This is a genomic window from Proteus sp. G2675 (assembly GCF_963886535.1).
GTDB lineage: Bacteria > Pseudomonadota > Gammaproteobacteria > Enterobacterales > Enterobacteriaceae > Proteus > Proteus mirabilis.
In genome coordinates, this window is sequence record NZ_CAWPCB010000052.1 from 112,949 (window position 1) to 137,982 (window position 25,034).

A 25,034-nucleotide genomic window follows, 5' to 3' on the forward strand; every position below is an offset into this window, starting at 1 on the left:
TTTATTAAGCGGGTAACAATATGAAAAGGTTTTTGACAACACTCGCCATTTTGCTTGTAGTGATTTTGGCAGGCTTAACGACATTAGTTTTGCTCATTAACCCTAATGATTTTCGTGGTTATCTTGTTGAACGCGTTGAAAAACAAAGTGGCTATAAATTAACCTTACAAGATGATATGCGTTGGCATGTCTGGCCAAAACTCAGCATTATTAGTGGTAAAATGTCATTAACAGCTCCCGGTGCTGAGCAACCATTGATCACTGCTGATAATATGCGTCTTGATGTGGAATTATGGCCATTACTTTCCCACCAGTTGGAAGTAAAAGAAGTGATGCTAAAAGGCGCAGTGGTTAGACAAACGCCTGAGAGTAAAGCAATACCTAAAATAACCCCGCCTTCTGTTGCCAATGAAGACAGTACTCGTCCGATTATTGAGCCAAAAACAAATCGTTGGCAATTAAATATTGCTAAGGTGAGGATCTCCGATAGTTTGATTATTTGGCAAACCAAAGGGGGAGAGCAACTTAATTTACGCGATATCAATTTATTATTAAAAACGGACGACAAAAAACAAATTAACCTTGAGATGAGCACCAAAATTAATCGTGATCGTCGCGAGTTAATGTTAAATGTTGTTGCTAATGCTGATATGAGTGGCTACCCATATCAAATCAGTGGCAATATCGCTCAATTAGATTATGCATTATCGGGAATAGGACTTCCGGCTCAAGGGATCTCCGGAAATTTAACCTCAGATTTCAATATTAAAAATGATAGTGTAAATGTTATTGCCTTAAATAATTTAAATATGACGGCAAATGAGAGTCAGCTACAAGGTAGCATCACGGCTGAATTGGCTAAAAAGAACCGCTATCAAGTGGAATTAACTGGGGACACTTTAAATTTAAATACCCTATTACCTGAGTTAGCACAGCCTAATTCATCTGAAACGGCATCGTTAACCTTGGCAAATACCCCGTCGAGATCATTCTCATTCTTTAGCCATGCTCAGGCTGCACCATCACCCAATGCAACTATTATGGCTCGTCCGGTTATTACCTCCGCGACAATTGAAAACAAAGCGTATGATTTAACCCACTGGGGTGATATTGAATTTAGCTTAAACTTAGCGCTCAATAAGTTATTGTATAAAGAATTAGAAATAAACAATGTTAAATTAACCGCATTAAATAACCCCAAATCATTAAATATTGATAGGTTAGAAGGGCAGATCCTAAACGGAGATTTTTCACTGCCTACGGTGATTTCTACCAGCATTGTGCCAGCGCATATTAGTATGAATGTCACAATGAATAATATCCCTTTGCAACCTTTACTCCGTGTCTTTGATCAGCCAGAAAATTTCAGCGGTTTAATTTCTGCTAAAGGGCACCTAGAAGGTGCCGGATATAATCGCAACGCGTTTCTTAATAGTTGGCAGGGTACACTGGATACGTCATTAAGCGAATTTAAAATGCTAGGATTAAATATTCCACAAGTGATCCAGCAATCTATTGCACAAACAACCGATCAAGTGGTTTATCCTGAAGATATTGAGAACTATACCAAAGCCGATAGTGTGATTGCCCAGTTTAAACTAGCGCCTAAAGGCCGAGTGACGTTAAATCAGTTAGATGCTCAAGCAAGTGCTTATCAGATCAGCGGGCAAGGTCAATTAGATCTACAACGTCATAATCTAGATGTGATGCTGATGGTTAATATCAAAAAAGGTTGGGGCAAAGAGAATGAATTTATTCGCCAACTGGCCAAAATAGATATTCCATTAAGATTGTATGGTAATTGGAATGCTATCCAATATGAGTTTAACGTTGAAAAATTACTACGTGATCAATTACAGCAAAAAGCAAAACAGGCCATAGATAATTGGTTAAATAAGCAAGATGATAGCCCCGAAGTTAAAGCGCTTAATCAATTATTGAAAAAAATATAATTTTTAAAGTTGTTAACAAGGTGGAATAAAATTTATTCCACCTTGTTTTGTTTTTGGCTAATAAATTGATTTTATTAATTTATGATTAATAATCTCTTCTCTTATATTAAACAATATCTGTGGAACACAGATGCTGCATTACGTTTCTTATCCCCGTTCCCGGTTCCCTACCACCGTTAACAGAAAATGGATAAAATGATTAAATTATGCTCATAGTGCATTATGTTTATCATTTAATTCAGTTTTTGCCTAAAAAATACTCATTCGTACTGTTTACATGTAAAAAAATAGTCGTTTTTTTTGATATATGTCATACACTGCAACGTTGCCTTTGGGCAGAGTGTGTCCATTGCACTAAATGCAAAAAAATGATGATAAAAACAAAAAGCTTCATTTTATAAATAACTATCGTAGACAGGAACTATACATGATTGAAATTCTTATCGGCGCCCTCGTCGCTGTGGGTGTTGGGCGTTACATTGTTAAGGGATATTCGCCAACAGGTGTGCTACTTACTGGTGGGCTATTATTGCTTATCATCAGTGTGATTATGGGCAAATCAGTATTACCAGCTAGTGTCACAAGTACCGGTTATCGCTTAATCGATATTGTTGAGTATGTAAAAAATCTACTTATGAGCCGTGGTGGTGATCTGGGGATGATGATCATGGTGCTATGTGGGTTTGCTTCTTATATGACTCATATTGGTGCCAATGACGTGGTCGTGAAACTTGCCTCACGCCCATTAAAAATGATCAACTCACCTTATCTTTTAATGGTAGCGGCTTATATTGTTGCATGTTTAATGTCATTAGCTGTTTCATCCGCAACAGGTCTTGGTGTGTTATTGATGGCGACCTTATTCCCAGTGATGGTCAATATGGGAATTAGTCGTGGTGCGGCGGCAGCTATCTGTGCTTCACCTGCATCAATTATTTTAGCGCCAACCTCTGGTGACGTGATTTTAGCGGCACAAGCTTCTGAAATGCCACTTATTGATTTTGCGTTTAAAACAACACTGCCTATCTCTATTGCCGCAATTCTTGGGATGTGTATTGCTCACTTTTTCTGGCAACGTTATCTTGATCGTAAAGAGCATATCGAAACAGAGATGTTAGATGTGAACGAAATCAAAACTCACGCCCCTAATTTCTATGCGATTTTACCTTTCACACCTATTATTGGTGTATTAGTTTTTGATGGTAAATGGTTACCAGAGCTTCATATTGTTGCCATTATTATTCTTTGCATGATGTTATCTGCGGTTATTGAATTTATCCGTAGCTTTAGTGCTAAAGAGGTTTTTGCCGGTTTAGAAGTTGCTTACCGTGGTATGGCTGATGCATTTGCCCAAGTGGTAATGTTATTAGTTGCCGCAGGGGTTTTTGCGCAAGGTTTAACAACGGTTGGCTTTATTCACGCGTTAATTGATGGTGCACAATCATTAGGCTCAGGGGCGATTGTTATGATGATTGCATTAGTCTTAATTACCATGCTCGCGGCAATGACAACAGGCTCAGGGAATGCGCCTTTCTATGCTTTCGTTGAATTAATTCCTCGCTTAGCAAGTAATATGGGTGTGAATCCTGCTTACTTAACTATTCCGATGTTACAAGCATCAAACTTAGGACGGACTTTATCACCTGTATCGGGTGTGGTAGTTGCTGTATCAGGAATGGCGAAAATTTCACCTTTTGAAGTGATGAAACGCGTTTCTGTACCAGTATTGGTCGGGCTTGTGATTGTGATTGTTGCAACGGAAATACTGGTACCCAGCACATTAGGTTGATCATCAATAAATTATTGAAATAAAGTTAGCTTTATCTACTTTATTTTTCATTCTATTGACGGGCTTTGTTATGCATAGACAAAGCCCGTTTTTTATTAAGCACCATTTTCAGATAAAAAATATCCGCCTTAGAGACGGATATTTAGTTATTTAATAGAAATTAAGCTTCGTCGACGTTTTCTTCGTCTTCAGGTGTTGGTTCAACAATACGTACTTTATTAATACGGTGATTGTGTACATCTAATGGTTCAAATTCAATACCATCAATAACCACTTTTTCACCGACGGCAGGAACGCGTTGTAAGTGTTCCATCAATAAGCCAGCCAAGGTTTCATACTCACGTTTTTCATCCAACTTAATAGGAATATAAAGCACCAAGTCTTCCAGTGGTGTAAAACCATTGACGGTCCATGAGCCATCTTCATTTTGTACTAAGTCGTGACGAGAGTCATTTTCCTCTGTACTTACTGGTAAATTACCGGCGATGGTTTCCATTACATCGGTTAAGGTAACAATGCCTTCGACAGAGCCAAACTCATCAACCACAAAGGCAAAGTGAGTATGAGCATTACGGAATTGTTCTAATGCCTGTAATAGTGATAACCCCTCAGGGAAGATTAAGGGTTGTGTAATTAATAAACGCAAATCTAATGGTTCATTACGTAACTGTTGATTTAATAATTGAATAACATTTACCACGCCGATAGGTTCGTCGCTATTTTCTTCGTCGGTAATAACGAGACGAGAATGGGGATCTTCTTCTAGTAATAGGCGAATATCATCTTGGGTGGCTTTTAGATCAACATATTCAACATCATGGCGTGAAGTCATAATACTATTGACGTTTCGCTGGCTTAAACCCAGAACGCGCACAATCATTTGGCGCTCTTGAGGATCAAACACCTCTTCTGTATTAGCAACTAAATCAGAAGTGTGAGGGTCAAGTTCAGAGGCTTCTGGTTTACCATTAATAATGCGCAATACCGCTTCCGCTGTACGTTCACGCAAAGAGCGAGAAGCTGATAAGAAGCGTCGACGGTTAAACTGTGCGAGTTGGTTAAATATCTCTATCATAATAGAGAAACCAATGGCAGCGTATAAATAGCCTTTAGGTATTGGATAGCCAAACCCTTCTGCAACTAAGGCAAAACCAATCATCAATAAGAAGCTTAAACATAAAATAACAATAGTTGGGTGATTATTGACAAATGTGGTTAATGGCTTACTTGCGAGGATCATCAAGAACATCGCAATAGTTACAGCAGCAATCATAACGCCGAGATGGTCAACCATCCCTACCGCAGTGATAACAGAGTCTAGAGAGAATACAGCATCTAGTACAATAATTTGCGCAACAACAGACCAAAAACTCGTGGTTTTACGTTGTTTTCCCTCGTTATGATCTTTACCTTCTAGCCGTTCATTAAGCTCCATTGTGGCTTTGAAAAGTAAGAATATCCCTCCGAGGAGCATGATTAAGTCTCTGGCACTGAAAGGATGATCAAACAGTGTGATAAGAGGTTTGGTTAGGGTGATAAGCCAAGAGAGACTAAATAGCAGTACAATCCGCATAATAAGAGCACACAATAATCCTGTGATACGTGCTTTATCTCTTAATTTTGCTGGGAGTTTATCTGCTAGAATAGCAATAAAAACAAGGTTATCAATACCAAGTACGATTTCGAGAACAATAAGGGTGGAAAGACCTACCCATATCGTCGGATCTACGATCCATTCCATACAGTTTGTTTTACCTTCTATAAAGACGGCATATGCCGACTTGGGAATAATGAGCAATTTAGCGGAATTTTTCAATAAATTATTATTGATAGTGGCAGAATAATTTCATTTTATCCATAAGGAATGCGATATCGATTGCATCAATAACTACCACCAAATGAGAGAGTGAGTTACTATGTGATCAGGTTAACAAATTGTCAGTACATTGAGACTGGCAGGTTTATATTCAGACGGGAGTTATTTCATGTCAAAACAGCAAATCGGCGTGGTTGGTATGGCAGTGATGGGACGTAACCTTGCGCTAAACATTGAAAGCCGTGGTTACACTGTATCTATCTACAACCGCTCGAGCGATAAAACCAATGAAGTGATCGCTGAAAATCCAGGTAAAAAACTGGTTCCGAATTACTCTATTGAGGAATTTGTTGATTCATTAGAAAAACCGCGTCGTATTTTGTTAATGGTTAAAGCGGGTGAAGCAACAGATAAAACCATCGCAGCGCTGACACCACATTTAGATAAGGGCGATATCCTTATTGATGGCGGAAATACTTTCTTTAAAGATACTATTCGTCGTAATCGTGAGCTATCGGCTCAAGGTTTTAACTTTATTGGTACGGGTGTTTCTGGTGGTGAAGAAGGGGCATTAAAAGGACCTTCTATTATGCCTGGTGGTCAAAAAGAAGCCTATGAGTTAGTTGCTCCTATTCTTGAGAAAATTGCCGCGGTGGCAGATGGCGAGCCTTGTGTCACTTATATTGGTGCAGATGGTGCAGGCCACTATGTGAAAATGGTACACAATGGTATCGAATATGGTGATATGCAACTGATAGCAGAAGCTTATTCAGTATTAAAACACTCACTAGGTTTAACTAACGAAGAGTTAGCGGACACTTTTACCGAGTGGAATAAAGGCGAATTAAGTAGCTACCTTATTGAAATTACTGCTGATATTTTCCGTAAGAAAGATGAAGAAGGTAACTACCTTGTTGATGTTATTCTTGATGAAGCGGCAAATAAAGGCACCGGTAAATGGACTAGCCAAAGCTCTTTAGACTTAGGTGTTCCTGTTACGTTGATTACAGAATCTGTTTTTGCACGTTATATTTCTTCACTGAAAGATCAACGTGTGGCGGCATCTAAAGTATTATCAGGTCCAACACCAAAAGCATTTACTGGTGATAAAAAAGCCTTTATCGAGAATGTTCGTCGTGCACTATATTTAGGTAAAATCGTCTCTTATGCGCAAGGCTTCCAACAATTGAAAGCTGCATCAGATGAATATAACTGGGATCTAAATTACGGTGAAATTGCGAAAATTTTCCGTGCAGGTTGTATCATTCGTGCTCAATTCTTACAAAAAATCACTGATGCCTATAATGACGATGCGAATATCGCTAATTTATTATTAGCACCTTACTTTAAAAATATCGCTGATGAGTATCAACAAGCATTGCGTGATATTGTTTGTTATGGTGTTCAAGCAGGTATTCCTACGCCAACATTCTCCGCGGCTATCTCTTATTACGATAGCTACCGTGCGCAAGTGTTACCAGCAAACTTAATTCAAGCACAACGTGACTATTTTGGTGCGCATACTTATAAACGTACTGATAAAGAAGGCGTATTCCATACTGAGTGGATGGAGTAAGTTTTAAAAACAGTGAGTTATAAGTGTTAGGGGTGCTGAATTTCAGCACCTTTTTACTATTTGTAATTAAAAAGTTATAGTTAAAAAATACTTTTTAACTGCATTTTATAGTACTTTTATTAATCATTATCATCTTGGCGAATAAAATGAATTAACTCAGGCTGAGCAATACGCTGATAATCTTGTGTATTAAGAATAATAGAACGCTCTAATGTTCCAGCATTAAAGGCTAATTCATCAAAACGTTCAAATAATAGCGGATCAGCAACCAGTTTTAGTGCTGGATGAAAACTAAAAGGTGGGATCGCGCCAAATACACATTGCGTTAGTTCATCAACTTCTTTCGGGCTTGCAAGAGAGGCTCTTGTCCCACCAATAGCGATAGCGAGTTTTGATAGATCAGCTTGTTTATCAGCAGGTAAAATGGCCAGTACATGTTGTTTAATACCATTGCCTTTTACATGACAAACTAGACCTTTTGCCCCTTGCCCTAATTGTGTACCTCTTATTTTAGCAACTTCCTCAGAACGACCCGCGGTCGGGTGTTCCATGACGCGATAACGGGCGTGGTGGTTATTGAGTAATGTGGTTAATTGCTCGAAAATAGTCAAAGACATCAATGACTCCTAAGATTAAGCATGTATTTTTATTCGGTCATTATACGACTTTAAAAAAATTTTTCTGCGGTGATATGTTTCTTTGGTATTTATTATTTTGATAAGCCTATCAAATTATTTTGTTACAAATGATAATATGTTAATAGTATTATCCTATTGAATTAATAGGATAATTAGATTATCTATATTATTTTAGAGCTCTAATATTATAAAAAAATTAATATTTATTCATTATATTGATAATGATCAATTTAAGAATAAAAAGAATAGAACATATTAAAACGTAGATTAAATTACTAAAAGGAAGTCAATAATGGCCAGTTCAACATTTTATATCCCTTCAGTAAACAAATTAGGCGCAGGTTGTCTTGCAGACGCGATAAACTCAATGAAAGACTTTGGCTTTCATAAAGCACTGATTGTTACTGATAGTGTTTTAAATCAATTAGGTGTTGTAAATAAAGTGAGTGAATTACTGGCGAAATCAGGTATTGCTAGCGTTACTTATGATGGTACAGCGCCAAACCCTACCGTTGAAAATGTTGAAGCGGGGTTAGCCTTATTAAAAGAGCATCAATGTGATTGTGTTATCTCTTTAGGTGGTGGCTCTCCTCATGACTGTGCTAAAGGTATCGCACTAGTCGCTGCCAATGGTGGTAAGATTGCCGATTATGAAGGGGTTGATCGCTCTGAGCATCCGCAATTACCACTGATTGCAATTAATACAACCGCTGGTACTGCTTCTGAAATGACACGTTTTTGTATCATCACGGATACTGCGCGTCATATTAAAATGGCTATTGTTGATAAAAATGTAACACCAATCTTATCTGTAAATGATTCAGAGTTAATGATTGGCATGCCAAAAGGTTTAACCGCAGCGACGGGTATGGATGCGTTAACCCATGCTGTTGAAGCTTATGTCTCTACTGCCGCTAATCCTATTACTGATGCATGTGCGTTAAAAGCAGTGACGATGATCAGTGAGTCTTTACGTAAAGTCGTTGAAAACGGTGGTGATACAGCAGCACGTGAAAATATGGCTTATGCACAATTTTTAGCGGGTATGGCATTTAATAATGCTTCTTTAGGTTATGTGCATGCTATGGCTCACCAATTAGGTGGTTTTTATAACTTACCTCATGGTGTATGTAATGCAGTATTACTGCCTCATGTTCAAGCTTATAACATCCAAGCAGCAGCAGGTCGTTTAAAAGATATAGCGCAAGCTATGGGTGTTGATGTTTCGGCAATGAATGATGAGCAGGGTGCGCAAGCTTGTATTGAAGAGATCCGCAAAATCGCCAAAGATGTCGGTATTCCAGCAGGCCTGAAAGAATTAGGCGTGAAAGAAGAAGATTTCAAAACATTAGCTGAAAATGCATTAAAAGATGCATGTGCCATCACTAACCCTGTTCAAGGTAGTGAAAGTGATGTTATCGAGATATTCCGCCAAGCAATGTAATCGCTAAAAATAAGAGGGTTAATATAAATTAACATCTTGTTTAAGCAAAGAATTAACACCTCAAATATCAATGTCGTATTTGAGGTGTTTTTTATATTATCAAGTATAAAGTGGTCATGTAGTTTAATGACTGATACTTATTTTATTGCGCTTTTTTATGACGCTTTTGTAAGCAATCAATCACATCAGATAGAGATAGTGATTGGTCTTGTAATAGCACCATTAAATGATAGAGCAAATCAGAAGCTTCATTTTTTAACTCTTCACGATCATTAACAGTTGCAGCTAAAGCAGTCTCAACACCTTCCTCTCCGACTTTTTGTGCGATACGTTTGGTTCCGCTGGCATAAAGTTGTGCTGTATAAGAGCTATCTGGCGAAGCGCTTTTACGCTCGCGCAGTAAGTTCTCAAGCTCATAAAGAAATCCCCATTGGCTTTGAGCTGGAGCAAAACAACTTTCAGTCCCATTATGACAAGTAGGCCCGATTGGGTGAGCTAAAATAAGTAAAGTATCGTTATCACAATCAGGATAAATATCCACCAATTTAAGGAAATTGCCTGATGTTTCACCTTTTGTCCATAAACGTTGTTTAGTTCGTGAATAGAAAGTGACCTTGCCACTGTTTAGCGTCATTTCTAATGCAGCTTTATCCATATAACCAAGCATTAAGACATCACCAGAAATAGCATTTTGGATAATGGCAGGCATTAGGTTATCGACTTTTTGCCAATCTAATTGGGCGAGTTTTGTATTATTCATTATATTCTTACCTTAACGCCATTTTCTGCGAGATACTGTTTCAATTCGTTGATATTAATGATCTGCTTATGGAATACGGAAGCGGCAAGGGCACCGTCAACATTGGCTAATTTAAATGCATCCAGAAAGTGTGACATTTCACCTGCACCGCCAGAAGCTATCATGGGAACCTGAGTGACTTGGCGTACCAGTGCGAGTTGTTTTAAATCATAGCCTTGTCTTACACCATCTTGGTTCATCATGTTTAACACTATTTCTCCCGCCCCCCGTTGCTGTACTTCTTGTACCCAATCGAGCGTTTTCCATGGCGTTTGTTGTGTGCGTTTTTCATCACCCGTAAATTGATAAACGAGATATTCCCCGGTTTTTTCATCAAACCATGTATCAATTCCCACAACTACACACTGCACACCGTAGCGATCGGCAAGGCGAGAAATCAGTGTTGGATCAGAAAGTGCAGGGGAATTAATTGAGATTTTATCTGCTCCAAAAGAGAGAATTTTCCCGGCATCTTCTACTGAGCGAATACCACCCGCAACACAAAATGGAATATCAATCACTTCGGCTACCCGCGATACCCAACTTTTATCGACTACTCGGCCATCAGAAGAGGCGGTTATATCATAAAAGACCAGCTCGTCGGCACCTTCTTTCGCGTAGCGTTCTGCTAAGGGAACAATATCACCAATAATTTCATGGTTACGAAATTGCACACCTTTAACAACCTGTCCATCACGAACATCAAGACAAGGAATTATGCGTTTTGCCAACATGATATCGCCTCTTGTAATGTGAATTTGCCTTCTAATAGTGCTCTGCCAACAATAATGCCCGCAACACCCGATCCAGGAAGTGCTGCAATATCCTGTAAATCACCAATACCGCCTGAAGCTTGGAATAAAATATCAGGGAAACGCTGGCTAATTTCTTTATACAGTTCGACGTTAGAACCGGCTAAGGTGCCATCACGAGAAATATCAGTACACAACACATGCTTTAATCCTACAGGTTGATAAAGTGCGATGATCTCTTCTAGTGTATAGGGGGAGTTTTCTTGCCAGCCACTTACCGCCACCCATTTTTTACCTTGTTCGTCGATACGAACATCAAGGGCGAGTACAATCGCATCGGCACCATAACGCTCAAACCATGTTTTGACTAATTCGGGCTGGCTCACCGCTGTAGAGCCAATCACCACTCGACTTGCTCCTGCGGCTAATAGCGACTTCACATCTTCTTCGCTACGAATACCACCACCAACTTGCACAGGAACGTTAACACAGGCAACTAGCTGTTTTAATAGTGGGATCTGCCGTGCAAGTGGATCTTTCGCACCAGTTAGGTCGACGAGATGCAATAATTTTGCTCCGTCTTGTTGATACTGTTGATAGCGACGGATCGGATCATCATCATAATCACGTTGTTTATTATAATCACCTTGATGAAGACGAACGACTTTGCCATCAATTAAATCTAATGCCGGAATAATCATAACGCGTTACATCTCCAAAAAATTCTTAATCAGTTGAGCACCCGCTTTTCCTGAGCGTTCAGGGTGAAATTGCACCCCATAGAAATTATCTTTCTGAATGGCACTGCTAAAGCGTGAACCATATTCTGTTTCGGCTATGGTTGAGTCATTGAGCCCTAAACCATAACTGTGAACAAAATAGAACCAAGCGTCGCTGTCAATATTGCGAAATAGAGGGTGAGCGGGTTTTGCTAATACCTGATCCCAACCCATATGCGGTAAGGGTAATCCTTTGGTATCAAGTTTATTGATATTACCGTCAACTAATCCTAATAGAGGGATATTGTGACCTTCTTCACTCAGAGAGGCCAAAATTTGCATTCCTAAGCAAATGCCTAATACGGGTTGGGTTAACGCTTTAATTAAAGGGATAAGTTCACGGGCTTTTAGTTGTTCCATAGCGGCACTAGCTGTTCCCACCCCGGGTAGAAACAGTTTATCAGCAGATAACACGATATTTTTTTCATAAGAAATAATCGGATCGTAACCTAGCCTTTGTACGGCGTATGCAACCGAGGCTAAATTAGCACAACCTGTATCAAGAATGACGACTTTCATCACAGCACACCTTTTGAACTGGGTAAGGTATTTCCTTCAACACGAATAGCTTGGCGTAAGGTACGACCAAATACTTTAAACAGACTTTCTGCTTTGTGGTGATCGTTTTTGCCTTTTGATTTTAAGTGTAGAGTGCAGCCCATAGTGTAAGAGAGAGAGCGGAAAAAGTGCTCAATCATCTCTGTGCTTAAATCACCAACGCGCTGATATTTAAATTCTGCTTTATATTCAAGGTGAGGGCGTCCAGAAATATCTAGCGCACAACTTGCTAGGCACTCATCCATAGGCAAAGTAAAACCAAAACGTGCAATGCCGCGTTTATTACCTAATGCTTCTCGCAGTGCTTCGCCGAGTGCAAGGCCTGTATCTTCAACGGTGTGGTGATCGTCAATGACTAAATCCCCTTGTACATTGATATTCATACGAAAGCCACCGTGGGTGGCAATTTGATCTAGCATATGATCAAAAAAACCAACTCCAGTGCTAATTTGGCTCTCGCCTTCACGATCAAGCCAGATATCAATGGCAATTTGTGTCTCTTTGGTTTTACGTTCAACGTGGGAGTAGCGATCTTTTTTCGTCAGCAATTCACTGATAGCTGACCAGCTTAATTCATTGGCGTTATAACGTAATCCGTTGATCCCCATATTTTCAGCTAATTGTAGATCGGTTTGTCTATCACCAATCACATAGCTATTGGTTTTATCAAGAGCACTTTCAACCAGATATTGGGTGACTAACCCTGTTTCAGGTTTACGACAAGGACAGTTGTCTTCAGGTTTATGAGGGCAGATTAATACTTCATCAAAAACAATACCTTGTGAAGAAAAAACCTGCATCATGAGATTATGAGGGGGGTCAAAGTCAGCTTGTGGAAAACTGTCTGTACCAAGCCCATCTTGATTGGTGATCATAATAAGCTTATAGCCCGCCTGTTGTAAGTTGAGTAATGCGGGAATAACGCCATTTTCAAAGGCAAGCTTATTGAGACTATCAACTTGGTGATCGGTTGGTGGCTCTGTGATCAAAGTACCATCACGATCGATAAAAAGAATTTTCTGGCTCATGGTTGAGATCCCTCAGTGGTGATTTTTTATTGTTATCATTAGTGATGTTTATACGTTTGCCGTTTGTCTATTTTTTATAGCGGTTATCACGCTATCACACTCTTGACGCGTACCGATAGAGATGCGTAAACAACCTGCCAGCCCATATTGACGCTGTTGATCGCGTAAAATAATCCCTTGCTCCCATAAACTGCGGAAAACACAATCAGCATCAGTGAATTTCACTAAAATATAGTTGGTTTTACTACAATAAACCTGTTCAACATTGGGTAAATTTTTTAGTGCATCCGCTAAATATGTTCTATTGCGTACAATTTCCGTTACCCGTTGTTTCATCGCTTCTATACCTGGGTCAGTTAATGCTTGTGCCGCAATATCAGCAACTGGGGTAGAAAGTGGGTAAGGGGCGATCACCTTAAGTAATAATTCAATAACAGGTGAATTGGCAAGTACAAAGCCACAACGCAGCCCCGCTAATGCAAAAGCTTTAGAGAGCGTTCGCAAAATGACTAAATTCGGATACTCTTTTAACCAAGTGACTAGTGATGCTTGAGGACAAAACTCAATATAAGCTTCGTCAATAGCCACAATGGCTTTATCTTTTGCTAATGCTAATACTTCGCGGATCAGTGAAGGCTCAACGATATTGCCCGTTGGGTTATTGGGACTGCATAGGTAGATAAGTTTTACATTATCAAGTTGTGATGCAATGGCTTTGACATCAGGCTCCCAATCAGCAAGAGCAGGGACAACACGCTGTTCTACACCAAAGGTTTCCGCACTGACGCTGTACATACCATAAGTGGGTGGACAATAGAGAACAGCATCTTTACCAGGCTCACAAAAAGCACGGATCAGTAGTTCTATCGCTTCATCGGCACCTCGGCTAACTAACACTTGCTCAGGTTGGACGCCTGCATATGCTGCATAGCGATTAATTACGTTAACAGGCTGACACTCAGGGTAGCGGTTTAAATTTTTTTCATTAAACGTAAAGTCAGGAGCGGTAGGGTATTCATTGGCATTTAACCAAACCGAGCCATTTCCACCTAAACGTCTCGCCGATTGATAAGGGGTTAACTGGCGAACATTTTTTCTGGCTAATAGGGTAATATCAAAGGGCGTGTTCATGGCTAGTTATCTCCTTGAGCCAAGGCGTTAACGCGAAGTGTGACGGCATTTTTATGTGCAGTTAATTGCTCTGCTTGCGCTAATATTTCAATGGTATTGGCTAAATCAGCCAAACCTTGAGCAGTCAGTTTTTGTACGGTCATACGCTTCATAAAATCGGCTAAGCCTAAACTCGAATAGGTGGCGGTATAACCGTATGTAGGTAGTACGTGATTGGTGCCAGAAGCGTAATCTCCCGCTGATTCAGGAGACCAAGCCCCTAAGAACACTGAGCCGGCGCTAGTAATGCTATCAACAAGTGAGTCTGCATCATTAGTCTGAATAATTAAGTGTTCAGGCCCATAGCGATTACTGATTTCAATACATTGGTTGAGATCACGGGTGATAATGACACGACTTTCGGCTAAGGCTTGTTGTGCTATTTCTGCGCGAGTTAATTGTGTTAATTGGGCTTGCGTCTCGCTAATGACCGCTTTGGCAAGGGCTTCATCTGGGGTTAATAGCACCACTTGTGAGTCAGGGCCGTGCTCTGCTTGTGATAGTAAATCAGCGGCAATAAAGGCAGGATCAGCATCGGCATCAGCAATCACTAATACTTCCGAAGGGCCGGCTGGCATATCAATAGCCGCACCTTGTAGTGATTGGCTGACTTGGCGTTTTGCTTCTGTCACATAGGCATTTCCCGGGCCGAAAATTTTATCTACCTTTGGGATAGACTCTGTACCAAAAGCCATCGCAGCAATGGCTTGAGCACCACCGACTTGGAATATTTCATCAATACCAATTTGTTGCGCAATATACAAAATTTCATCAGCAATCGGTGGCGGAGAGCATAAAATTATTTTGCGACAACCGGCAATACGGGCCGGTAGCCCCAACATCATCACTGTTGAGAGTAAAGGCGCTGATCCACCGGGAATATAAAGTCCTACTGCATCAATAGGGCGACTGAATTGTTGGCAAAATACACCGGGTTGCGTTTCTACCTCAATGGTTTTAGGAATTTGCGCTTCATGAAAACGGCGTATATTGCTCATGGCTTGCGCTATTGCTTGTTTGATTTCGTTATTGAGCCTTGCACAAGCCGCGTCAATCTGTGTTTTTGTTACCAATACGCTATCGGGAGCCGCTTTATCATATTTTTGACTCAGTGCCTTAAGGGCTTTATCCCCATCGTTGCGTACCTGAGAAATAATCGTAGCAACTTGCTCTGTAATAGGTGCTGATGCGGATATCGCTGGGCGAGTGAGTAGCTGTTGTTGTTGCTGTTGTGTGCATTTATCCCAGAAATTTAATGTATTAAACGCCGTTTTCATCATCTCACCTTATTCCATCATTTTTTCAATTGGTAAAACAAGAATTGAACTTGCCCCTAATGCTTTTAGTTTTTCCATCGTTTCCCAAAAGAGGGTTTCACTGCTGACCATGTGCATTGCTACTCGATTTTGATCACCCGCTAAAGGAAGGATGGTGGGGCGCTCAGCACCCGGTAATAGGGCGATAACATCTTCAAGGCAATCACTTGGCGCGTGTAACATAATGTATTTTGACTCGCGCGCTTGAATAACTCCTTGAATACGCGTCATTAAGCGATCGATAAGGGCTTGTTTTGTTGCGTCCATTTCACCGTCACGTTGAATTAAACAAGCTTTAGAACGATAAATAACTTCTACTTCTTTTAATCCATTGGCTTCTAATGTGGCGCCAGTAGAAACTAAATCACAAATAGAATCGGCCAGACCAGCTCGAGGTGCGACTTCAACGGAGCCATTTAATAAGCAAGATTTAAAGGTGATCCCTTTTTGGTCTAAATAACGTTTTAATAGATTAGGGTAAGAGGTGGCAATACGGGTATTATTGAGGCATTCAACCCCTTGATAATCAAAATCAACCGGTGCAGCAAGAGATAAACGGCAAGCACCAAAGTCAAGACGACGTAGTGTGATATAACTTGGATTTTCTCCTTGTGCTCGGCGTTTTAGTAATTCTTCTTCTAATACGTTTTCACCAATAATGCCTAAATCAACCACTCCGTCCATCACTAAACCGGGGATATCATCATCTCTGACACGTAAAATATCGATAGGCATATTTTCCGCATAAGCGATAAGGCGTTGTTGGTTTAAGTTTATTTTAATGCCACAACGCGCTAAAAGTGCTCGTGAATCATCACTTAAACGACCTGATTTTTGCATGGCAATTCGTAATCTTGCTTTATCTAACATAATGTTACCCTATCTTTGTCCGTATTCTTGTTATGAAATTTAGCTATAAAAAAACCCCGGAAGTTGCCTTCCGGGGTTTTTATTTTATTGTCTGCACTCAGACCACCGGAAGCGTTACCTAAACGTCTTCCAGCACTCATCGCCTGAAAGACTAGTCAGGATGATGGTGATGATGGTGGTTTAATTGAATGCTATACATAATGTTTTCCTAGCGAATAAAAATACCCGTTATAAATAATTAACCAGTATTTAGAATTTGTCTGCCTTTCAACCTACCTGATTTATAAAGTAAAAAGCAACCTATTTTTTAATAATAATTTAAATAAATTGTAACCTTATGTTTTTTAGAGAATTTTAATATTTCTTTTCTTTACTTAACCGAGTAAGTGCGCCAGTATATTAAAGCAGGCTAAATATATATAACGCTTAAGCAGTTTTTATCAGTAATGGATAAAATTAAGTTTTGTTACATAATTTAAATAAGCCATGAAAGTAGGGGTAGAAAATGAAACGGATCACGATAGTCGGATTAGGTTGGTTAGGATTACCACTTGCCAATGCCTTGCGTGAAGCGGGGTATCAAGTAAAAGGAACAAAAACCACAGAAGATGGTGTAGAAGCAGCACGAATGAGTGGTGTTGATTGTTGTCTAATGAATTTAACACCGGCTATTGAGTGTGATAGAGATGATTTTGATTACTTAATGGAAACTGACGTACTGATTATTACATTACCTCCCAGTGCGGCGGGGGGAGGATATGATTATGTTGAAGGGATACAAACATTAGTGGATAGCGCCATGTCTCGGCATGTGACAAGAGTGATTTATATTAGCTCTACTTCAGTATATGGCAATCAAAGTGGTGTTATTACAGAAGAAGTTGATATTAGGCCAGAAACGCAATCCGCTAAGATGATAGCGGAAGTTGAAAATTGGTTACATCGCTTACCACTTACGACCGTCGATATTTTACGTTTGGCGGGGTTAGTTGGGCCTGGTCGTCATGCAGGACGCTTTTTATCCGGTAAAAAACAGGTCAAAGGTGCACATCAGAGTGTCAATTTAGTGCATTTAGACGATGTTATTTTTGCGATAGAGCAACTGCTTGCTCAAAATGAAGGAGGCCGTTTATATAATTTATGTGCCCCTATTCATCCTAAAAAGAAAGATTTTTACAGCCGTGTTGCTGCACAGTTAGATCTTACTCCCCCTGAATTTGCTCTAGAAGATAAACCGCCAGCACGAGAGATCGACGGTCAGGAGATTTGTCGAGATCTCGGATTTCATTATCACTATCCTGATCCCGACAAAATGCCAATGAGTTAATTTACCGGCAGTAAAACGACATCACGGAAGATCTGATTTTCACTTAATTGTGCAAACCAGCGTTGTAGATGTGGATAATTTGCACCTTCTTGGCAAACCTCTAGCCATGGGTATACCAAAGGAGCAATAGCGATATCAGCTAATGAAAAAGAGTCACCGGCAAAATAAGCTGTTTTAGCCAGTTGATCATCGGCAATTTTGATCAGTTGGTTTAATTTCGCTTTTAGGCTCTGTACAAGCTGTGGATCTTGCTGCTCTTTTGGTGTGCGAACAAGATTTATCATCATTTGTTGGATTGGGGAAAAAAGGCTACCATTTGACCAATCCATCCATTTTTCAACGTTTGCGCGTTGCTTTACATCGGTTGGGTAGAGATGATAATTTTCATATTTGGTACATAAATAACGAATTATGGTATTTGACTCCCATAAGGCAAAATCATCATCTTGTAAGGTAGGAATAGATGCATTGGGATTGAGTGCTAAATAGTTGGCCTCATGAAGTCCACCAAAAGGGCCTCCGACATCAATTTGTTCGTAAGGAGCTTGAAGCTCTTTTAAACACCACAGGACTTTTTTAACGTTCGATGAGTTTTTTCTACCCCAGACTTTTAACATAAAGGTCTCCTAAACCACGATAAGTAACAAAAATTCCCTCTGTAGGGCGTTAAATATGAATATAAGATAAATCTTTATCTATCAATGTTGGCGTCTTATTCCATAAAGCCCTATAGTAGGAAAGCTTTAACAAATTGATATAAAAGGGTGATCGGTAATGAAAACAAATCTTCCATCCGTATTGGCTAAGGTTACCGCGGGAATGGGTTTACTGCTAATTATTTCTAGTCCTACTTTTGCGGTGAATAATCCTGTGCCGCCTCAAATTGAGGCTAAATCTTACGTATTAATGGATTATAACAGTGGAAAAATACTTGCTTCAGAGAAGCCTGAAGAGCGCCTAGATCCTGCCAGTCTAACCAAAATAATGAGTAGTTATGTGGTAGGACAAGCGATAAAAGAGGGACGTATGTCGCCCGATGATATTGTTATTGTTGGGCGCAATGCTTGGGCGACGGGTAATCCTGTTTTAAAGGGCTCATCCTTGATGTTTTTAAAACCAGGCGATCGAGTTAAAGTGATCGACTTAAATCGAGGTATGGTGATCCAATCTGGTAATGATGCCAGTATTGCGTTGGCAGAGCATGTTGCCGGTAGCCAAGAAACCTTTGTTGATCTTATGAATACCTATGCCGCGAATTTAGGTTTAAAAAACACTCACTTTAAAACAGTACACGGTCTAGATTCTGAAGGGCAGTACACCACAGCACAAGATATGGCGTTATTAACGGCTGCTATGATCCGCGATGTACCTTCAGAATATGATATTCATAAAGAAAAAGAATTTACCTTCAACAATATTCGCCAGCCAAATCGTAACCGTCTATTGTGGAATAAAAATATGAATGTCGACGGTGTAAAAACCGGGCATACCAATGGGGCTGGCTATAACCTTGTCTCTTCGGCAACCGAAGGAAATATGCGTCTGATTGCAGTGGTTTTAGGGGCACCATCAGATAAAGTGCGTTTTGCTGAAAGTGAAAGATTACTCGGCTGGGGTTTCCGCTTTTTTGAAACCGTGACACCTGTAAAAGAGAACGTGCCCCTGACTACGCAAAAAGTATGGTATGGCGATAAAGGTGAAGTGGCTTTAGGTGTTGCTAAAGATGCATCAATCACCATTCCTAAAGGAGAGCTAAAGAACTTAAAAGCCTCTTTTACATTGACTAACCCCGAATTAGAAGCACCATTAACACAAAATCAAGTAGTAGGAACAGTGAATTTCTTACTAAACGATGAAGTGATTGAGCAGCGTCCATTAGTGGTAAAAGAAGCGGTTGAAGAAGGGGGGTTCTTTAGTCGTATCTGGGACTTTGTGGTTAAAACAGTCTCTGGTTGGTTTAATGCGCTTTTTGGTTAATTAAGTTCATAATTACTGAAAAAACTCACCCATTTAAAATAAGAATGCCAGTATTAACTGGCATTCTTTATTGAGTAGGTTTTAAGTGCCTTAGAACAGTCCTTTTATTGCCCCATGATCATCAACGTCCATCGCCATTGCTGCCGGTTTTTTAGGTAATCCTGGCATCGTATTTATTGTGCCCGTTAATGCAACAACAAAGCCTGCACCAGCACTGACATACACTTCCCGGATATTAATGGTAAAATCAGTCGGGCGACCAAGTAATGCGGGATCATCTGATAGAGAATATTGCGTTTTTGCCATACAAATAGGGAAATGGCCAAAGCCCATATCCTCGATTTTTGTTAGCATCTCTTGGGCGTTAGCATTGTAAGTCACTCCTTTTGCACCATAAATTTCTTGAGCAATGGTCTCTATCTTTTGCTTTAAAGGCATATTATCAGGGTAGAGTAATTGAAACTGTGGTGCATCATTTTCTAGTGTATCAATAACCTGATTGGCTAATTCAATACCACCCGCGCCACCTTTCTCCCATACTTGACTAATGGCAAAACGACATCCTCTTTGCTGGCAATATTGGGCGATAAATTCATGCTCTTTAGCAGAGTCTGTCACATAAGCATTTACTGTAACAATAACCGGAACACCATATTTTTTCAGATTTTCAATATGCTTACCTAGATTTTCGATCCCCGTTGCTAAAGCGGTGAGATTTTCGTGATCCCACTGTGTTTTGCCTAAGCCACCATTATATTTTAATGCCTTAGTGGTAACGACTAAAACTGCACAGTCTGGTTGTAAGTCGCCTATGCGACATTTGATATCAAAGAATTTTTCCGCACCTAGATCAGCACCAAATCCCGCTTCTGTTACAGTGATATCAGCCAGTTGAAGAGCAAGTTTAGTCGCTCTTAGGCTATTACAGCCATGGGCAATGTTGGCAAAAGGGCCACCATGAATAATCGCGGGGGTATTTTCTAACGTTTGTACTAAATTAGGATTAAGGGCATCTTTAAGTAAGGTTGCCATAGCGCCGACAGCGTTGAGATCTTCAGCACTAACAGGCTCGCCTTCATAGTTATATGCAACGATGATACGTGCTAAGCGCTGTTTTAAATCATTAATATCTTTTGCTAAACAAAGGATAGACATAATTTCGCTAGCAACGGTGATAACAAAGCTATCTTCTCTAACCACCCCATCTTTGTCGCCACCTAATCCAATCACTAAATGACGTAGTGCGCGATCATTCATATCCATACAGCGCTTAAAAATAATCTTTTTAGGATTAATGTTAAGGGGATTACCTTGATAAAGCGAGTTATCTAACATCGCTGCTAATAAATTATTTGCAGAGGTGATAGCATGAAAATCACCGGTAAAATGAAGATTGAGATCTTCCATCGGTACAACTTGTGAATATCCACCGCCAGCCGCTCCTCCTTTTAGACCAAAACAAGGGCCTAAGGAGGGTTCGCGTAATGCAATAATGGCACTTTTGCCTAATTGATTAAGGGCTTGTCCTAATCCTACCGTAACGGTGGTTTTACCTTCACCTGCTGGTGTGGGATTAATGGAAGTGACAAGCACCAATTTACCCTGTTTTTTTGAGGTGATTTTTGACCAAATACTCTGGCTAAACTTGGCTTTGTATTTGCCATAAAATTCAATATCGTCTTGGTCTACATTTATTTTTTTAGCAATATCTTGGATGGGTAAAAGCGGTGCTTGATGGGAAATTTCAATATCTGATTTCATTTTGGTTCTCTTTTTATCCCGTGTAGAGCTACATGAGTGATAATGCATCAATGCTATCGATTCAACAGATCAAGAAAAAATGTGTCGCTCTGTTGCTACTTATTGAGCGAATAACCCTCTAATTAATCAACTTTAGCTAATAATATAAATATGACCAATAGATTTATAGGTTTATAGATATTGGACTTTAGAAGATATGCTCAGTGTCACATGATACTGCCATTGTGATAAAAATATAAAATTATTATGTTGTGATTGAAGGGATCTTGGTCGGGGAGCAAAAATAAATAATGCCAGCAAAAGCTGGCATTGGTTTATGGGTAACTGCCATGTCAAAGTGTTAAATTAATCGCAAGAGACTTTAATGGCTAAGCCACCTTGTGATGTTTCACGATATTTAGAATTAATATCTTTACCTGTTTCATACATAGTCTCGATGACTTTATCTAAACAGATACGTGGATCACTGACACGACGAAGCGCCATCCGTGCTGAGTTTACCGCTTGTACGGCAGCAATAGCATTACGCTCGATACAAGGCACCTGTACTTGTCCTGCAACCGGATCACAAGTAAGACCTAAGTTATGCTCCATCGCGATTTCAGCCGCAATACAGACTTGCTCAGGACTACCCCCTAGCAGTTCAGTTAAAGCGCCAGCAGCCATTGAGCAGGCTACACCGACTTCACCTTGACAACCCACTTCAGCACCGGAAATAGAGGCATTCATTTTGTACAGCGACCCAATAACACCGGCTACTAAGAAAAAGCGTGTATAAGAGTTTTCGTTGACTGGGCGAATAAATTTATCGTAATAGGAGAGTACGGCAGGAATAATACCGCATGCGCCATTAGTGGGTGCTGTTACAACACGTCCACCGGCGGCATTTTCTTCGTTTACGGCTAATGCAAACATATTGATCCAATCAACCACTGTCATAGGATCGGTGGTGGTTTTATCTTCAGTCACTAACATACGACGTAATGCAGACGCGCGACGAGGAACACGTAATGGTCCCGGTAATAAGCCTTCGGTATTAACACCGCGCTCGATACCTGATTTCATTACCTCCCAAACGGCAGCAAAATGGGCTGAGATCTCTTCTTTACTGCGTAATGCAAGCTCATTTTGCATCACCAGTGCAGAAAGAGAGAGACCGGTTTCCTTACAGTGACGTCGTAAATCAGCAGCATATTGATAAGGATAAGGTACTTCAACTTTATTCTCTTCGGGCTGACCAAAATGCTCTTCATCAACAATAAAGCCGCCACCAATGGAGTAATAGGTTTTTTTCAACAGAAGTTGTTCGCCATTATAGGCGCTGATAGTCATACCATTTTCATGAAGAGGTAAATTACTTTTATGAAAATTCATGCCTCCAACCGCGGGGAAATCAACCTCTTGAGCACCATTAGCTAACATCAAACGTCCGGTATTTTCGACTTGTTTAATAAAAGGTGCGATAGCGTCAATATCAACCGTATCAGGTAAATTACCGGCTAATCCCATAATAATCGCGATATCTGTTGCGTGACCTTTACCTGTTAGAGATAAAGAGCCATACACATCAACGACTACGCGGGAAACAGAGGAGAGAAGGTTTTTCTCAGCAAGTAAATCGACAAATTCTTTACCTGCTTTCATTGGGCCTACCGTGTGTGAGCTTGAAGGTCCAATACCGATTTTAAAAATATCAAAAACGCTAACCATAATATTCGCCTCCCTAATTTAAAGGCGCACTGTGTGTTATTAGAATGAAAACTGTTTTGTAGACTGTAGCGATATGGCTACTTTCATTTTAGAAAGTAGCCATCGATAAACTTATTAGTTAAAGAAATAATTAATGAAAGTATTACCTAAGGTGTAGAAAACCGCTGAGATTGCAATCAGACCCATGATAACAACAAATACGTTGCTAATATGGCCTTGATATTTTTTCATCGCTGGTACTTTACGGATAGCATACATAGGCATTAAGAACAGTAACATTGCGATGATTGGGCCACCCAGTGTTTCAATCATACCAAGGATACTTGGGTTTAATGTTGCAACGATCCACGTTGTAACCAACATAAACAGAGCTGTGATTTTGTTTAAACGATCTTTTTCGACATTCTTACCAATTCCGCGCATCCCTTTGATAATTAAGCCATTGAAACCTTCACGAGCCCCTAAATAGTGACCTAAGAAAGATTTAGTAATCGCAACAAAGGCAATGAAAGGTGCAATGTAAGCGATAACGGGTGCTTCAAAGTGGTTAGCAAGATAAGACAGAATACTGATGTTTTGCTCTTTTGCTTCTGCTAAATTTTCTGGTGTTAAGCTAAATACGCAGCTAAACACGAAGAACATAACAGTGATCACCATCATAATATGAGCATAAGCTAAGATGCGTGAACATTTTTTCTCTGCATTGTCACCGTACTCTTCGCGTTTTGCCACAGCAAAAGCAGAGATGATAGGTGAGTGGTTAAAAGAGAACACCATCACAGGGATAGCTAACCATAAGGTTACTAACAAGCCTTGGCTCATACCAGAAGTTGAGGCGTGATCAAAAGAGAGCGTATCAAGAATGGCACCATTCCATTCAGGAATGAGGTATAAAGCAAGTACCATCAAGATGGCAACGAATGGGAATACTAAGACACTCATTGCTTTAACAATAGCTTGTTCACCAAAGCGAATGATACACATAATACCGACAATCAGTACCAGTGATAAAATCGCACGAGGTGGTGCTGTCATATGCATTTGGTGAACAATAAAGCTTTCTACCGTATTAGTGATAGCGACACTGTAAACCAACAAGATAGGATAAATAGCAAAGAAATAGAGCAGAGTGATTAATACACCTGCTGTTTTACCAAAGTGTTCTTCAACCACTTCAGTAATATCTTCACCTGGATTTTTACCTGATAGCACAAAGCGACACATACCACGGTGTGCAAAAAAGGTCATAGGAAAAGCAAGTACTAACATAATCAACAGAGGAATTAAGCCACCAATCCCGGCATTGATAGGTAAAAACAGAACGCCAGCACCGATAGCTGTACCATACAAACCGAGCATCCATACTGTGTCTGACTTACGCCATGTTTTGTAATCACTTTGGGTATTACCCTGTGCGATAGAACCAGCTTTGGTTGTATCCATAATACTCTCCGAAATAACGCGGTAAAAAAATAATGAAAAATAAAGTGAGTCATTGCCTTTTTACAAAGCAATCACTGCATAAATTTTATTATGAATAAATGAGCGCATTGAGTGCCTGGTGTTATCTCAATATCTTCAATTACCACATACTAAAAAAGCTAGATTTTAAAAGAATAAAAATCTTCTAAAATTTGAAAAAATATTCAATAAGTTTATATCTAGACTTTAGATGGGCAGAATATAGTGTTTTTCAGGATAAACTACCGTGATCACCATCTCAAATGCTAAATATAACTAAAAAATCGCTAAATGTAACATTTTTTATACTT

At 39.8% G+C, this 25,034-nt stretch carries 20 protein-coding genes and 1 other annotated feature; of the genes, 6 read left to right on the plus strand and 14 right to left on the minus strand.

What is annotated here, in order from left to right; translation table 11 throughout:
* Window positions 1–20: 20 nt before the first annotated feature.
* Both asmA and dcuC read left to right on the plus strand, forming a co-directional pair.
* Complete coding sequence (gene asmA, locus AACQ49_RS16875; RefSeq protein ID WP_049218427.1) at window positions 21–1,952, plus strand: outer membrane assembly protein AsmA; 1,932 nt, start codon at window positions 21–23, stop codon at window positions 1,950–1,952.
* A gap of 427 nt (window positions 1,953–2,379) precedes the next feature.
* Complete coding sequence (dcuC, locus tag AACQ49_RS16880; RefSeq protein WP_004247593.1) at window positions 2,380–3,741, plus strand: anaerobic C4-dicarboxylate transporter DcuC; 1,362 nt, start codon at window positions 2,380–2,382, stop codon at window positions 3,739–3,741.
* Window positions 3,742–3,901: 160 nt separating this feature from the next.
* Here the strand turns inward: dcuC and AACQ49_RS16885 are convergent, their stop codons facing one another.
* A complete protein-coding gene (locus AACQ49_RS16885; protein WP_049209986.1) occupies window positions 3,902–5,482 on the minus strand; it encodes a TerC family protein in 1,581 nt (526 codons plus the stop codon).
* Between the two features lie 244 nt (window positions 5,483–5,726).
* On the opposite strand from AACQ49_RS16885, the gene gndA reads away from it, so the two are divergent.
* Window positions 5,727–7,133 (plus strand): NADP-dependent phosphogluconate dehydrogenase, encoded by a 1,407-nt coding sequence (gndA, locus tag AACQ49_RS16890; protein WP_049218422.1) that lies wholly within the window; start codon window positions 5,727–5,729, stop codon window positions 7,131–7,133.
* 119 nt (window positions 7,134–7,252) lie between these two features.
* On the opposite strand, the gene AACQ49_RS16895 is transcribed toward gndA, so the two are convergent.
* A complete protein-coding gene (locus AACQ49_RS16895) occupies window positions 7,253–7,750 on the minus strand; it encodes a YbaK/prolyl-tRNA synthetase associated domain-containing protein (protein WP_004244520.1) in 498 nt (165 codons plus the stop codon).
* A 313-nt stretch (window positions 7,751–8,063) separates the two neighbouring features.
* Between AACQ49_RS16895 and yiaY the strand changes: the two genes are divergently transcribed.
* Entirely contained in the window at window positions 8,064–9,215 is a 1,152-nt protein-coding gene (gene yiaY, locus AACQ49_RS16900) for an L-threonine dehydrogenase (protein WP_004244521.1), read from the plus strand.
* Window positions 9,216–9,357: 142 nt separating this feature from the next.
* Here yiaY and hisIE read toward each other — a convergent pair whose 3' ends face one another.
* From hisIE to hisG, 8 genes are read right to left on the minus strand one after another with little or no spacing between them, the layout of a single operon-like run.
* Complete coding sequence (hisIE, locus tag AACQ49_RS16905) at window positions 9,358–9,975, minus strand: bifunctional phosphoribosyl-AMP cyclohydrolase/phosphoribosyl-ATP diphosphatase HisIE (RefSeq protein WP_049218419.1); 618 nt, start codon at window positions 9,973–9,975, stop codon at window positions 9,358–9,360.
* Complete coding sequence (gene hisF / locus AACQ49_RS16910) at window positions 9,975–10,748, minus strand: imidazole glycerol phosphate synthase subunit HisF (protein WP_004244523.1); 774 nt, start codon at window positions 10,746–10,748, stop codon at window positions 9,975–9,977. The genes hisIE and hisF overlap by 1 nt, the downstream gene beginning before the upstream one ends.
* Window positions 10,730–11,467 (minus strand): 1-(5-phosphoribosyl)-5-[(5-phosphoribosylamino)methylideneamino]imidazole-4-carboxamide isomerase, encoded by a 738-nt coding sequence (hisA, locus tag AACQ49_RS16915; protein ID WP_004244524.1) that lies wholly within the window; start codon window positions 11,465–11,467, stop codon window positions 10,730–10,732. The genes hisF and hisA overlap by 19 nt, the downstream gene beginning before the upstream one ends.
* A 6-nt stretch (window positions 11,468–11,473) precedes the next feature.
* Window positions 11,474–12,064, minus strand: coding sequence for an imidazole glycerol phosphate synthase subunit HisH (gene hisH / locus AACQ49_RS16920; RefSeq protein ID WP_004244525.1), 591 nt, complete (start codon window positions 12,062–12,064; stop codon window positions 11,474–11,476).
* Window positions 12,064–13,131, minus strand: coding sequence for a bifunctional histidinol-phosphatase/imidazoleglycerol-phosphate dehydratase HisB (gene hisB / locus AACQ49_RS16925; protein ID WP_049218417.1), 1,068 nt, complete (start codon window positions 13,129–13,131; stop codon window positions 12,064–12,066). The genes hisH and hisB overlap by 1 nt, the downstream gene beginning before the upstream one ends.
* Before the next feature lie 48 nt (window positions 13,132–13,179).
* Window positions 13,180–14,262 carry a histidinol-phosphate transaminase gene (hisC, locus tag AACQ49_RS16930; protein WP_049218413.1) on the minus strand — a complete coding sequence of 361 codons (1,083 nt, stop codon included), beginning with the start codon at window positions 14,260–14,262 and terminating at the stop codon, window positions 13,180–13,182.
* 2 nt (window positions 14,263–14,264) lie between these two features.
* Window positions 14,265–15,581 carry a histidinol dehydrogenase gene (gene hisD / locus AACQ49_RS16935; RefSeq protein ID WP_161779184.1) on the minus strand — a complete coding sequence of 439 codons (1,317 nt, stop codon included), beginning with the start codon at window positions 15,579–15,581 and terminating at the stop codon, window positions 14,265–14,267.
* Between the two features lie 6 nt (window positions 15,582–15,587).
* Complete coding sequence (gene hisG / locus AACQ49_RS16940) at window positions 15,588–16,487, minus strand: ATP phosphoribosyltransferase (RefSeq protein WP_004244529.1); 900 nt, start codon at window positions 16,485–16,487, stop codon at window positions 15,588–15,590.
* A 44-nt stretch (window positions 16,488–16,531) separates the two neighbouring features.
* Window positions 16,532–16,663 (minus strand) — a sequence feature (His leader region).
* Window positions 16,664–16,992: 329 nt separating this feature from the next.
* Between hisG and AACQ49_RS16945 the strand changes: the two genes are divergently transcribed.
* Window positions 16,993–17,814, plus strand: coding sequence for an SDR family oxidoreductase (locus AACQ49_RS16945; protein ID WP_004244530.1), 822 nt, complete (start codon window positions 16,993–16,995; stop codon window positions 17,812–17,814).
* Here AACQ49_RS16945 and AACQ49_RS16950 read toward each other — a convergent pair.
* Window positions 17,811–18,431 (minus strand): glutathione S-transferase family protein, encoded by a 621-nt coding sequence (locus AACQ49_RS16950; protein ID WP_036908226.1) that lies wholly within the window; start codon window positions 18,429–18,431, stop codon window positions 17,811–17,813. The two genes, AACQ49_RS16945 and AACQ49_RS16950, sit on opposite strands and share 4 nt — an antisense overlap.
* Before the next feature lie 157 nt (window positions 18,432–18,588).
* Between AACQ49_RS16950 and AACQ49_RS16955 the strand changes: the two genes are divergently transcribed.
* Entirely contained in the window at window positions 18,589–19,791 is a 1,203-nt protein-coding gene (locus tag AACQ49_RS16955) for a serine hydrolase (RefSeq protein WP_004247605.1), read from the plus strand.
* 90 nt (window positions 19,792–19,881) lie between these two features.
* Here AACQ49_RS16955 and AACQ49_RS16960 read toward each other — a convergent pair whose 3' ends face one another.
* The 3 genes from AACQ49_RS16960 to AACQ49_RS16970 all read right to left on the minus strand — a co-directional run bounded on the left by AACQ49_RS16960 (window position 19,882) and on the right by AACQ49_RS16970 (window position 24,705).
* Entirely contained in the window at window positions 19,882–21,552 is a 1,671-nt protein-coding gene (locus AACQ49_RS16960) for a formate--tetrahydrofolate ligase (RefSeq protein ID WP_004244535.1), read from the minus strand.
* Window positions 21,553–21,897: 345 nt separating this feature from the next.
* Window positions 21,898–23,262, minus strand: coding sequence for an L-serine ammonia-lyase (locus AACQ49_RS16965; protein WP_004244536.1), 1,365 nt, complete (start codon window positions 23,260–23,262; stop codon window positions 21,898–21,900).
* 114 nt (window positions 23,263–23,376) lie between these two features.
* On the minus strand, window positions 23,377–24,705 hold the full coding sequence (locus AACQ49_RS16970) for an HAAAP family serine/threonine permease (protein WP_004244537.1): 1,329 nt from the start codon (window positions 24,703–24,705) through the stop codon (window positions 23,377–23,379).
* Window positions 24,706–25,034 lie beyond the last annotated feature (329 nt).

What these genes read in the sequence shown, in the direction of transcription:
- asmA (WP_049218427.1), top strand. Translation starts at nt 21, where the DNA reads ATGAAAAGGTTTTTGACAACACTCGCCATTTTGCTTGTAGTGATTTTG.
- dcuC (WP_004247593.1), top strand. Translation starts at nt 2,380, where the DNA reads ATGATTGAAATTCTTATCGGCGCCCTCGTCGCTGTGGGTGTTGGGCGT.
- AACQ49_RS16885 (WP_049209986.1), bottom strand. Translation starts at nt 5,482, where the DNA reads ATGGAATGGATCGTAGATCCGACGATATGGGTAGGTCTTTCCACCCTT.
- gndA (WP_049218422.1), top strand. Translation starts at nt 5,727, where the DNA reads ATGTCAAAACAGCAAATCGGCGTGGTTGGTATGGCAGTGATGGGACGT.
- AACQ49_RS16895 (WP_004244520.1), bottom strand. Translation starts at nt 7,750, where the DNA reads ATGTCTTTGACTATTTTCGAGCAATTAACCACATTACTCAATAACCAC.
- yiaY (WP_004244521.1), top strand. Translation starts at nt 8,064, where the DNA reads ATGGCCAGTTCAACATTTTATATCCCTTCAGTAAACAAATTAGGCGCA.
- hisIE (WP_049218419.1), bottom strand. Translation starts at nt 9,975, where the DNA reads ATGAATAATACAAAACTCGCCCAATTAGATTGGCAAAAAGTCGATAAC.
- hisF (WP_004244523.1), bottom strand. Translation starts at nt 10,748, where the DNA reads ATGTTGGCAAAACGCATAATTCCTTGTCTTGATGTTCGTGATGGACAG.
- hisA (WP_004244524.1), bottom strand. Translation starts at nt 11,467, where the DNA reads ATGATTATTCCGGCATTAGATTTAATTGATGGCAAAGTCGTTCGTCTT.
- hisH (WP_004244525.1), bottom strand. Translation starts at nt 12,064, where the DNA reads ATGAAAGTCGTCATTCTTGATACAGGTTGTGCTAATTTAGCCTCGGTT.
- hisB (WP_049218417.1), bottom strand. Translation starts at nt 13,131, where the DNA reads ATGAGCCAGAAAATTCTTTTTATCGATCGTGATGGTACTTTGATCACA.
- hisC (WP_049218413.1), bottom strand. Translation starts at nt 14,262, where the DNA reads ATGAACACGCCCTTTGATATTACCCTATTAGCCAGAAAAAATGTTCGC.
- hisD (WP_161779184.1), bottom strand. Translation starts at nt 15,581, where the DNA reads ATGATGAAAACGGCGTTTAATACATTAAATTTCTGGGATAAATGCACA.
- hisG (WP_004244529.1), bottom strand. Translation starts at nt 16,487, where the DNA reads ATGTTAGATAAAGCAAGATTACGAATTGCCATGCAAAAATCAGGTCGT.
- AACQ49_RS16945 (WP_004244530.1), top strand. Translation starts at nt 16,993, where the DNA reads ATGAAACGGATCACGATAGTCGGATTAGGTTGGTTAGGATTACCACTT.
- AACQ49_RS16950 (WP_036908226.1), bottom strand. Translation starts at nt 18,431, where the DNA reads ATGTTAAAAGTCTGGGGTAGAAAAAACTCATCGAACGTTAAAAAAGTC.
- AACQ49_RS16955 (WP_004247605.1), top strand. Translation starts at nt 18,589, where the DNA reads ATGAAAACAAATCTTCCATCCGTATTGGCTAAGGTTACCGCGGGAATG.
- AACQ49_RS16960 (WP_004244535.1), bottom strand. Translation starts at nt 21,552, where the DNA reads ATGAAATCAGATATTGAAATTTCCCATCAAGCACCGCTTTTACCCATC.
- AACQ49_RS16965 (WP_004244536.1), bottom strand. Translation starts at nt 23,262, where the DNA reads ATGGTTAGCGTTTTTGATATTTTTAAAATCGGTATTGGACCTTCAAGC.
- AACQ49_RS16970 (WP_004244537.1), bottom strand. Translation starts at nt 24,705, where the DNA reads ATGGATACAACCAAAGCTGGTTCTATCGCACAGGGTAATACCCAAAGT.